Below are 11,606 nucleotides of genomic sequence, written 5' to 3'. Positions count from 1 at the left end.
ATGGCTTTTTCCGGTATTATGTAGCAAATGCATAAAACAGAAATTTTAACCAAAACATAGGGACACACTGCGTGTGTCCGTTATAAAATCAAATTATTTCAATAGGTTAAAACTCGGACACACGCAGTGTGTCCCTACAAGATAACAAAAAAGCAACATTGTGCAAGTGCTACATAATACCGAATTTTTACCGCACTTTTGTGAGTAGTATTCATTAATCATAAAGATCTTTGCCATCCTTTCGTGTTCTTAATAATTGTAAAATCCAAACATATTGTTCCGGGGTTGGCATAACAAACGTTTCGATTTCTTCATTCATCGCTCGGGCTGATTTTTCAGGTTCATCACTCAGCATCATAGGCGGATGAATTTCCATTTCATATCTCCCACTTTTAGCGTTATACCGAGGGAACATAGGAATGACAACCGCTTTCGCCAACTTCGCCATTTTATTTAAACCCGGAAGGGTGGCTTTATAAGTACCAAAAAAATCCACAAAAACACTTTGTTCGGCACCAAAATCTTCATCTGGCAAGTAGTACCCCATTTCCCCCTGACGAACATGGCTTAAAAAAGGTTTAATACCATTTTGGCGGGCGTGCATTTTTCCCCCAAAACGCTGACGAACCATTGTCCAAAGCCAATCCACTAAAGGATTGCGATGGGGGTTATACATGGAGGTCATCGGCATCCCATGGGTATGTAAAATAATCCCGGAAGCATCAATCGCCCAACCATGAGGCACCATTAAAATAATGTTATACCCTTCGGCTTTGGCTTTTTGAATATGCTCAATCCCGATAAATTCACTGCGTTTTTGCAGATGTTTTTTCGAGCGGACAGCAATCTCACCAATCCCTAACATCACTTGAGCCACCACCGCAAACATTTTATCAATCACTTGCTCACGTTGTGGCTCCGTCCACATTGGGAAACAGTAACTCAGATTAACTTGAGCCCGTTTACGCTGTTTTTTTGCCTTATACCCAATCCATACGCCTAACTTTGCTGCGAATTTATCACGCAGCCGAAAAGGTACAAATGCCAATAAAAGCAAAAAGAAAATACCAAGCCAAATGCCCCAGTATTTTGGTTTTAAATAAGACCACGAAAAATGTGGCTCATAGCCCACACGAGCTGTTAAGCGAATATGTTGTTGAGAATCTGTCATACTAAAAACAGCGGCGAAATAAACCGCACTTTAATAATTAAACCAACCTTGATCGTATGCCATTTTTGCCGTCATCAAAAACGACATCACCACGACCATAGGACGAATTAAGGTTTTCCCCTTGGTCATCACCATTTTAGCACCCCAATTTGCTCCAAGGATGCTCCCGATCATCATCACAATACCTGCCCCCCATAAAATTTGTCCACCGACTAAGAAAAGCAAAAAGGAAGCAAGGTTTGAAGTGAAGTTCATCACCTTGGCATGAGCGGTGGCTTTGGCAAGATTAAAACCTAATAAGGTGACGCAAGCCAAACTCATAATAGACCCCGTGCCCGGTCCAAAAAAGCCGTCATAAAAACCTAAAAATGGGCTAATAGCAACACCAAAAACACCATAGGTTAAACGTTGTTGACGATCGTCATCACCCAATTTAGGCGTAAAGAGAAAATACAATCCGATGGCTAAAATGAGGAAAGGCAAAATTTTCTTAAATACTGACACATCAAGCAGTTGAATTAAGATCGTCCCCAGTGCCGAGCCGATAAAAACGCAGAGTAAAATAAACCAAACTTCCCGTAAATTGACCGCTCTTTTCCGTAAAAAATAGAGGCTTGCAGAAAATGCCCCGCCCATCGCTTGCAATTTGTTGGTGCCCAATGCCATTGCAGGCGGCATTCCCGTCATCAGTAACGCTGGAATGGTAAGTAAGCCGCCCCCACCTGCAATGGCATCAATAAACGCCGCGATAAAAGCCACAACAAATAATATTGCTAAAATATCAACGCCCAATTCCATACTATTTTCTCTTATATTCGATATTTCAAATTATTCTAACCATTCACTTCGATTCGGTGAGTTCAATATTTGTTGGCATAAAAAAGGTTCAGGCGGTACCACTTTTGGCTTACTTGAGCCCGTACCCGGTTTTGCCGGTTTAAACCAAGAATAAAGTTCATCACCACAACCATCACCTGCCGGAACAGGGGCTTGATCTTCACAATAAGCGGCATCCGCCGGGCATTTTAAACGAACGTGAAAATGTGAATCATGACCAAACCAAGGGCGAATTTTATTTAGCCACCCTCTGTCATGACCTGCCGTTTGACAAAGTTTCACTTTAATCGCCGGGTTGACAAAAATTCGGGTCACATTTGGCTCTTGTGCCGCAAGCTTAATTAATGTGGCGTGATGCGGATTCCAAACACGCTCATCAACACGTTGTGCTTTACGATCCACCACTAATAATCCTTTTCCATCGGAATTCAGTGCATCGGCATCAGACATTGCGCCCATACGCAACCAAATATCCGCATCTAATCCCATTTGGTGGCTGGCATGACCGGTTAAAAAACGTCCTCCCCCCGGCATAGCAATATCCCCCACTAACATAGTCGGCAAACCGGCCGCTTTCGCTTTTTCACCCAAACGTTTTAGGTAGTTTATCATCTCCGGGTGACCATAATAACGGTTACGATTCATACGAATCACCTGATATCCTTCACCTTTTACGGGTAATGCTTGCGCACCAATAATACAGCCGTTGGAATAACTTCCTATGGGTTTTGCCCGCCCATCTTCGCTTGGGATTGGTCGCTTAATTTGCTGCCAATCTTGGGGAGAGGCCTGTATATTTAACGAAAAAAGTGCGGTTAAAACAACCGCAGTTTTTAATACAATTTTATTCATTTCACACGCCTTACTACTTACATTGCGCCTTAAAACGTAATAAATGATCCAACAATACGATGGCGACCATCGCTTCTGCAATGGGGACAGCACGAATCCCCACACAAGGATCATGACGACCTTTTGTCACCACTTCCACGGCTTCGCCATCAAGGTTCACGGAACGACCGGGGATAGTTATGCTGGAAGTCGGCTTCAATGCAATAGTGGCAATGATCGGCTGACCGGAGCTAATCCCGCCTAAAATACCGCCTGCATGATTACTTTCAAAACCATTTGGGGTCATTTCGTCACGATGTTGGCTACCTCGTTGTTCCGCCACCGCAAATCCATCGCCAATTTCCACCCCTTTTACCGCATTAATGCCCATTAAAGCATGAGCCAAATCCGCATCCAAGCGATCAAATACCGGCTCCCCTAACCCCACGGGTACATTTTCAGCAATCACCGTGAGTTTTGCGCCGATTGAATCCCCTTCTTTTTTGAGTTCACGGATCAATTCATCGAATTTTTCGACCGCACTTTCATCGGGGCAAAAGAAAGGGTTGCTCTCTACTGTCTGCCAATCGATCTTTCCCACCGTTTGTGGCGCAATTTTCACTTCGCCAATTTGGCTTAAAAAACCACGAACCTCAATACCAAATTGCTCCCGCAAATATTTTTTGGCAATGGCACCGGCTGCCACCCTCATTGCGGTTTCACGGGCGGAAGAACGCCCGCCACCACGATAATCTCGGATACCGTATTTTTGTTGATAAGTAAAATCCGCATGACCCGGGCGAAAACGATCTTTAATTTCACCGTAATCTTGGGAACGTTGATCCGCATTTTTAATAATCATCCCAATGCTCGTTCCGGTGGTTTTCCCTTCAAAGACACCCGATAAAATTTGCACCTCATCGGCTTCCCGGCGTGGCGTGGTGTAGCGGGATGTGCCCGGCTTACGGCGATCCAAATCCGGCTGAATATCTGCCTCTGATAAGGTCATATTCGGGGGAACGCCGTCTACAATACAGCCCAGTGCAATGCCATGGGATTCCCCAAAAGTTGTCACACGGAAAAGTTGTCCGATTGTGTTGCCTGCCATAGTTTACCTCTTATTTTTTTGATTATTTTTGAGCCGATAATCCGGTTGCATTGGTATCCTTAAAACAAATTTCTTCACCGGTATCATGATTTTTAATAAAGACATCAAGCTGATTAAATGCAATCTCAATATTATTTTCAGCAAAAAGCTCATTGATGCGGCGATTTAGCGCATCTATGGTATTTGTTCGTTCAGAAAGTTGCCCCACATAAACACGCAATTCATGATCCAATGTACTCGCTCCAAAAGCTAAGAATAGTGCCCTTGGTTCAGGATCTTTTAAGACCGCCGGTTGTTCGTTTGCTGCTTGAAGGAGTAATTTTTTCACTAATTCCAAATCGGAGCCATAAGCCACCCCAACATTGACTACCAAGCGTGTCATCGTATTAGACAGCGCCCAATTTATCACTTGACCGGTCACAAAAGATTTATTGGGTACAATCACTTCTTTACGATCAAAATCAATGATGGTAATCGCACGAATACGAATTTTCGCCACCGTCCCGCTCACACCGTTTATTGTGACAGTATCGCCCACACGAATCGGACGTTCAAACAGCAGGATAATACCGGAAACAAAATTCGCAAAAATTTCTTGCATACCGAAACCCAATCCCACAGAGAGTGCGGCAAATAACCATTGTAATTTAGACCAAGACATCCCGAGTGTAGCAAACGCCCAGGCACCGCCTACGGCAACAATAATATAAGTCAATAAGGTGGTAATGGTATAAGGTGTCCCCTGCGATAATTTCAAGCGTGAGAAAAGTAGAATTTCTAAAATACCTGAAATATTTCTGACAAGCACATAGGTAATGCCCACAATAATCAATGCCACAAGCAAATTAAATAGCGTGATACTTTCTGTCACATTTGTACCGTCCACCACAGAGCTTTGTTGCCATAGGGTGATATCACGTAAATAGCTCGCCACAGTCACAAGATCCGACCAAACAAAATAGAAAATCGCAAATAATGCCGACCAAATAAACAAGTCTGCAAAACGGAGTAGTTGACTTCTTACTTCATTTAACGCCAAACCCTCTTCTTGATCGGTAATCACCACCACATCATCTGAAGGCACACCATCATTAAATTCTTCCGCTTTTTGATAGCGTTTTTCCATTAGACGGCGATGCGCTAAATGGCGTGATGACACCGTAATTCCACGGTAGATCACATTGCGTAAAATAAACCAGATACACCAAGCAATGTAAGAATTAATGATATGTTGAATCAAATTCAGTGCGGTATAGTAATAACCAAGAACAATCAACAAAATTAAACCGATAGGAACCAGCTGCAATAAAATCTGAATGGTTTTCACAATCACATTATTGCGTTGCGCTTGGTTTTCTTCATAAGCCCGAAGGGCACGATTAAAGCGCGGCGCAATAATAACTGTACAGAAAATTAAGGAGGCAATGGTATTAATTTCACCTAATACATCATTTGCCAGACCATTATCCATCACATTACTAAATACCGATGTATTCAATAACAAAACAACAGCAATGATAATCCGTTTTACCACACCACGGAATTTCTCTGCATCGTCTTGCGCAAAGCCAAAATGGCGGACAAAAATGCCATTGGGACGGAAAATCGCAAACCATACATTAAAGAACCACCAATAACCCGCCATTTGGAAAGACCAATCCCAAAATTCCTGCGGATTTCGGAAGAAGAAAAAACCAATCATCTGGCAGACGGCAAGAAACCAAAGCGTACCGGATAAATTCAACAATCCCGTTAAAATCAATGCCATTGGCGTATGCCACTGAGTATCTGCACGCAGGGTATTAATTTCACCATTGATCATCGCCAAACGATGGGTGATCGCCGGTTTAAATTTAAAGATTGCTCCCCCAACCACGATTAAAAGAAACACATAGATGAGCAACGAAGGTAAATTATCAAAATTGGTTGGAAAACCCAAATGTTTCGTCATACCATTAAATTGCGCTTCTAATGACATCGGCAACATTTTAAACCAATCTAAATTGATCGGGTTGTTACTTTTCACCCAGAAACTTTGTTGATCGAGTTTCGACTGAATTTGATCGCTAATTTGTGTAATTTGCTGTTGGGTTAATTCCAAGGAAATCGCTAAATTTAATTGATTATTGAGGGACTTAATCAGATCGGAACCCATTTTACGGCGTTCCGTCAGCAAGGTGGTTAATTGTGTTTTTTCCGTTGCCGTAAAGTGTTGGTTTTCCTCTAATTCCACTTTTTGAATATAAGCCTCTAAATCATAGAGCTCATTGCGGCGCTGGGTGATATCAAAAATTTGCACCCGTAAATCGGCAATTTGTTTTGATAACCCTTGAATATTCAGATTTGTCGGTAATTTTTGCTTTTGTTGCTGAATAATTCGGGAAAGAACCAAAGTGCCTTGCAATGCGCTAATTTGTCCGTCAATCGTACGCTGTGTTTGGGTTAAGCTATCTAACACATTACGCATTCTCAGTTCATCTTGAGTCAACGTATTGGTTTTCTCGGTTTGCTCCAGCAAAAACTTGCTTAATTGTGCATTACGATCCAATTCTTTCTGAATATAATCATTTTTAACCGCTCTTTGTTGCTGTTGTTGTGCCTGCTCAACTTTATTTTGACTTTGCTCTAAATTTTTCTGATTAATCATCTCTTGGATCGCAGAAATTTGCTGCTGTTGAACCTGTTGTTTAACATTAAGCAAGTCGTAGCGACTTTGATAGAGAACGGAAAGTTGATCACTATTTTTCAGTAGGGTTTGATTATAGGTGTTTTTAAGCTCAATGAGCTGTAATTCCAATTGGTATTGCTGTTCTTGCGAGCTACTGGCTGTGCCGTCTGAAAGAGATTGATTTAACACTTGGCTACGTTTTAAATTCTCCGCCAATGCGGTTTGCGCACGTTCAGATACCGCACTTTGCTCTGCTACAAGAGAATTGGCCGCACTCAGTGCCGTTTGAGTTTCCTGTTGTTGATTGTTCAGGGTTTCTAAATCGGCTTGCAGATCCGTTAATGAGGTCGATTGATAATCATCGGCACGGGCTTGATCCAAGCGTTTTTTAAGATTTTGCAACTCCGCATTATTTTTTTGCGTTTCCGCATCCGCAAGCGCCAAAGTATTATTTAACTCATCATTGCTGTTTTGCTGAGCTTGAATTTGTTTTAACAAATCGAGAGAGGTTTGCAATTCATCAATGCGTGATTTTTTTGCTTCCGCATCGTCCATTTTTTGTGCTGCCTCCAACTCGGCTTTGAGGCTTTGTTCTGTGGGTAATGAGGTTTGCCCAACTGCCATGGCTGATTGTGAAAGCACAACCCCCATAATACAAGCCGCTGAAAGTGCGGTAAAAAAACGAGGTAATTTCATAGTTTTCCTATTTATTTTGTTCTTGAGACGCCAGCCATTGCGCTAACGCTTTACGTGAAATCTTAATCGCCCCTTGTCGTATCCCTAGAGGCAATGGATAATAAGCGATGGGGTGCTTAAATCTTGCTAAATGTGCTTGTAAAAAAACACGCAATTTTTCGACCGCACTTTCCGTGAAGTGTTCATAAAATTCAACAATAGCAACCGGTCTTGCACCAAATTCCCGATCCGCTTTAGGCAATACCCAGACTTGTTTCACCAAATGGGATTGCAAGATCACCCTTTCAATTTCCTCCGGTTGGATATTTTCCCCACCGGAAATAAACATATTATCTAAACGACCGACAATGACTAATTCATTATTTTGCCAAACTCCTTTATCCTTTGTTTGCAACCAACCTTGAGCATTAGTGAGTGGGATCATCTCACCGTTTTTCCAATAACCCAATGCCAGCCCGGCTCCTTTCAACCAAATTTCTTCGTTTACCAGTTGAAAGTCACGCCCTAAAAGGGGCTGACCAACACCGGGTGAATTATCTGAGGGTTTGGCAAAAACCGTTGAGGCCATCTCCGTCATACCATATCCGCTATAAGCCGTGATGCCATATTGCCGAACCACTTGAGTTAATTCCACCGGAGTGTGCGCCCCCCCCAATAAAATATGCTTCGTTTTAAAACTGACTTGGGGATGCTGCGTAAGATAATCAAGCAAGCGTTGAAGTTGTGTTGGCACCAATGACACGTGGCTGGCTTGTAAAAGGGAAGCAAAAAAATCTGCTTGAGGAAAATGTAACTCCGCCCCACAAAGCAACCAACGCCATACAATGCCTTGTCCCGATACGTGATATAAAGGCAGTGACAATAACCAAGATTGCTGGGCATTAAAGTGCATTAATTGACAAACCCCTCGGGCATTGTCCAAATGTGCTTGAATATGATGCACTACCGCTTTGGGTAAACCACTTGAACCGGAGGTGAGTGTCATTGTCGCTGGGCGTAAAAAATCCACATCCTGATAAGACAACGGGGCAGATGAAGATCCTGCCGGAATATCCACCAAATCCTCATCAAAAAAACACCCATCAATGCCATATTCATCACACAACGCATAGATTTTTTCTTGTGGAAATGCCGGATTTAAACCAAGAATTTTTGCGCCGATCTGAATTGTCGCCAAATAAAGAAAAAGGATTGATTCAGAATTTTTACCGCAAAAAGCAACCGCACTTTCCGATGTGATCCCACGGGTTTGTAAAAACACAACCGTTTGATTGATTTTTTGTCCAACCTCTTCCCAAGTAAAAACATCACCTTGCGATGAACGCAAGGCGATTTTCTCACAATATTGAGGATCATTAGCAAAGGCTTGCCAAGGAAAAAATTTAGTTACTGACAAAATAGGCACGCACTTCATCGATCAGGCTTTCCGGCAAATCCATAGATTGCATTGCCCCTTCTAGCATTAACATTTTTCTACCGCTATTAGTATTGGTTATCACCCAATAAGGTGTATCAGGAATTTGTTTCGGCTTGGTGTGATTCCCCGCCATTAACAATGTGGCCTCATCGCGCGCAAAGTACACCCGGGTACGCCCTTGTAGCGATTCTGTTGCCTGAGCAAAACTTTCCGGATTTGTCCGATAAAGCACTCTTAAAATGGATAAAAAACGCACAACGGCTTTGGTTTCTTCTTTAAATTCTGGAGAATTAAGCAAAGCCCGAACTTTGTCCGTCATTTGGCTGATCGCCGTTTCCGATTGTTTTCTCACGGTTTTCGATAGGGCTGGCTCAAGATTTTTAACAGCAGATGTCGATGAGGATTGAGAAACATTCTCCGATGGGGGTTCTTTTGGCAAAACCGCATCGGATTTGACCGCACTTTTATTTGTCTCATCAAAGGAAACAAAATCTAATGTACGACTCGGGTTAGTGGGTAAATTCAGCAAACGGCGAAGAATATCGGAAGCACTTTCACCAATGGATTGGGTTTGTCGCGCAATGTATTGGTATAATTCTTCATCCACTTCAATAATCTTCATTTTTGTTTCTCCCTCTGCTAAAATTTTGCCCATTATAACGACTTCTCAGCCAATTCTCACGCGAAAATTATGCCAAATCCACAATTATTAAATTTCCAATTTCATCAAGCAAAACAAACAATTACTCAGCCTACCTTGGTTTTTATTCATGGTTTATTCGGCGATATGAACAATCTCGGCGTGATCGCTCGTGCTTTTAGTGAGCACTACGATATTTTACGTGTAGATTTACGTAATCACGGGCAAAGTTTCCGTAGTGAATTGATGGATTATACCCTGATGGCAGAAGATCTATTCTCACTTATTCAGCATCTCAACTTAGCAAAAGTCATTTTGATCGGGCACTCTATGGGCGGAAAAACGGCAATGAAATTAACCGCACTTCATCCTGAAATCATCGAAAAATTGATCGTCATTGATATTGCTCCCCTTCCTTACGGCAATCAAGGACATCAAGATGTTTTTCAAGGTTTATTTGCCGTAAAAAATGCTGCGCCACAAACCCGACAGCAGGCAAAATCCATTTTAGAAGAACATATTGGCGATCCTGCGGTGATCCAATTTATGCTGAAATCCTTTGAGCCTACTTCGGCAGAGTTTTTCCGCTTTCATTTAAGCGCACTTTTTAACCAATATCCTCATTTAATGGATTGGCAAAATGTGCAGGTAGAAACCCCGACCCTGTTTATTCGAGGAGGAAATTCATCCTATATCAAACCGGAAAATACAGAGGCTATTTTGGCACAATTTCCTCATGCCACTTCATTCACGATAAATGGCTGTGGACACTGGGTTCACGCGGAAAAACCGGACTTCGTCATTCGTGCGATTCATCGGTTTCTAAATAAGAATTAATTGGTTCAAATGAGAATTGATTTATGGTATAGTTCACCGCAAATCTTGAGAGGAAATCTCTTATGATGTCATCATTTTTAAACATTTTATTTTAAAGGAAAGAAAAATGGCAGTAGTGGGTTTATTTTACGGTAGTGATACGGGCAATACCGAAAATATCGCCAAAATGATTCAAAAACAATTGGGCAATGAATTAGTCGATATTCGTGATATCGCCAAAACGTCAAAAGAAGATATTGAAGCCTATGATTTTTTACTGTTCGGGATTCCAACTTGGTACTATGGCGAAGCCCAAGCGGACTGGGACGATTTTTTCCCGACTTTAGAAGAAATTGATTTTAGCGATAAATTAGTGGCCATTTTCGGTTGTGGCGATCAAGAAGACTACGCTGATTATTTCTGTGATGCAATTGGAACAGTGCGTGATATTGTCGAACCTCATGGCGCTATCGTTGTCGGAAACTGGTCAACAGAAGGTTATACCTTTGAAGCCTCAAAAGCCCTCTTAGAAGAAGGCACTTTTATCGGTTTGTGTATTGATGAAGATCGTCAGCCGGAACTCACCGCCGAACGTGTAGAAAAATGGTGTAAACAAATTTATGAGGAAATGTGTTTAGCGGAACTCGCTTAACTCACCATCACATCAGAAGGGAACATTATGTCTGAAGAAAATATTAAATTACTCAAAAAAGCGGGCTTAAAAATTACCGAACCTCGTTTGACTATTTTGGCTTTAATGCAAAGTCACAAAAATGAACATTTTTCTGCAGAAGATGTATATAAAATTTTACTGGAACAAGGCAGCGATATTGGGCTTGCGACAGTTTATCGCGTGCTAAATCAGTTTGATGAAGCGCATATTTTAATCCGTCATAATTTCGAAGGGAATAAATCGGTTTTTGAACTTGCCCCAACAGAACATCACGACCATATTATTTGCGAAGATTGTGGCAAAGTTTTTGAATTTTCCGATAACCTGATCGAACAACGCCAACGAGAAATCAGCGAACAATATGGAATCAAATTAAAAGCGCATAGCTTATATCTTTACGGTAAATGTAGCGATATTGACAAATGCGAAGAAATTAAGAAAGACGAAAAATAATCCTGAAAAAATACCGGCTTAATAATTAAGCGGGTATTTTTCTATATATCTATATAAGAATCACAAAAAAGTGAGCGTTTCCGTTTAGAATATACAACCTAAATCCAAAAGGAGACATTACTTGACAATTCTTTAATTAGTCACAAGACAGAAACTTAATTTAGTTGTGGTAATCACGATTAAATCCACCTCATCGCTCAGTAAGTTTTCAAAATTTGACACAATATCAATGTTAGGAAACCAAGCTAATGCCCGAGTGGTTGAACGTTCAAAAAAAATTTGGGGCTGTACTAGAT

General features: G+C 41.6%; 10 protein-coding genes. 3 read left to right on the top strand and 7 right to left on the bottom strand.

Annotated elements, in window-relative coordinates:
• Positions 1-214: 214 nt before the first annotated feature.
• Genes lpxM through seqA form a run of 7 tightly spaced genes read right to left on the bottom strand, consistent with a single transcriptional unit; the run spans position 215 to position 9,350 of the window.
• The gene (lpxM, locus tag BKK50_RS04460) at positions 215-1,171 is read right to left on the bottom strand and encodes a lauroyl-Kdo(2)-lipid IV(A) myristoyltransferase (protein ID WP_077415712.1); all 957 of its coding nucleotides are present in this window, start codon (positions 1,169-1,171) and stop codon (positions 215-217) included.
• Positions 1,172-1,201: 30 nt separating this feature from the next.
• On the bottom strand, positions 1,202-1,969 hold the full coding sequence (locus BKK50_RS04455; protein ID WP_077415709.1) for a TSUP family transporter: 768 nt from the start codon (positions 1,967-1,969) through the stop codon (positions 1,202-1,204).
• 30 nt (positions 1,970-1,999) lie between these two features.
• Entirely contained in the window at positions 2,000-2,860 is an 861-nt protein-coding gene (gene mepA, locus BKK50_RS04450; protein ID WP_077415707.1) for a penicillin-insensitive murein endopeptidase, read from the bottom strand.
• Between the two features lie 13 nt (positions 2,861-2,873).
• The gene (gene aroC / locus BKK50_RS04445) at positions 2,874-3,947 is read right to left on the bottom strand and encodes a chorismate synthase (RefSeq protein ID WP_077415705.1); all 1,074 of its coding nucleotides are present in this window, start codon (positions 3,945-3,947) and stop codon (positions 2,874-2,876) included.
• 22 nt (positions 3,948-3,969) lie between these two features.
• Entirely contained in the window at positions 3,970-7,311 is a 3,342-nt protein-coding gene (mscK, locus tag BKK50_RS04440) for a mechanosensitive channel MscK (RefSeq protein WP_077415703.1), read from the bottom strand.
• Positions 7,312-7,318: 7 nt separating this feature from the next.
• Positions 7,319-8,725 (bottom strand): o-succinylbenzoate--CoA ligase, encoded by a 1,407-nt coding sequence (menE, locus tag BKK50_RS04435; protein WP_077415701.1) that lies wholly within the window; start codon positions 8,723-8,725, stop codon positions 7,319-7,321.
• Positions 8,694-9,350 carry a replication initiation negative regulator SeqA gene (gene seqA, locus BKK50_RS04430; RefSeq protein WP_077415714.1) on the bottom strand — a complete coding sequence of 219 codons (657 nt, stop codon included), beginning with the start codon at positions 9,348-9,350 and terminating at the stop codon, positions 8,694-8,696. The genes menE and seqA overlap by 32 nt, the downstream gene beginning before the upstream one ends.
• 69 nt (positions 9,351-9,419) lie before the next feature.
• On the opposite strand from seqA, the gene BKK50_RS04425 reads away from it, so the two are divergent.
• The 3 genes from BKK50_RS04425 (at position 9,420) to fur (ending at position 11,310) form a co-directional block, all read left to right on the top strand.
• On the top strand, positions 9,420-10,205 hold the full coding sequence (locus BKK50_RS04425) for an alpha/beta fold hydrolase (protein WP_077415699.1): 786 nt from the start codon (positions 9,420-9,422) through the stop codon (positions 10,203-10,205).
• Positions 10,206-10,311: 106 nt separating this feature from the next.
• Positions 10,312-10,836, top strand: a complete 525-nt coding sequence (gene fldA / locus BKK50_RS04420) for a flavodoxin FldA (RefSeq protein WP_077415697.1) — start codon at positions 10,312-10,314, stop codon at positions 10,834-10,836.
• Positions 10,837-10,863: 27 nt separating this feature from the next.
• The gene (gene fur / locus BKK50_RS04415) at positions 10,864-11,310 is read left to right on the top strand and encodes a ferric iron uptake transcriptional regulator (protein ID WP_077415695.1); all 447 of its coding nucleotides are present in this window, start codon (positions 10,864-10,866) and stop codon (positions 11,308-11,310) included.
• Positions 11,311-11,606: the final 296 nt, after the last annotated feature.

It is taken from the genome of Rodentibacter rarus, assembly GCF_001998965.1.
Classification (GTDB): domain Bacteria; phylum Pseudomonadota; class Gammaproteobacteria; order Enterobacterales; family Pasteurellaceae; genus Rodentibacter; species Rodentibacter rarus.
The sequence above is the reverse complement of the archived record's forward strand: the minus strand, read 5'-3'. Positions and strand labels throughout refer to the sequence as shown.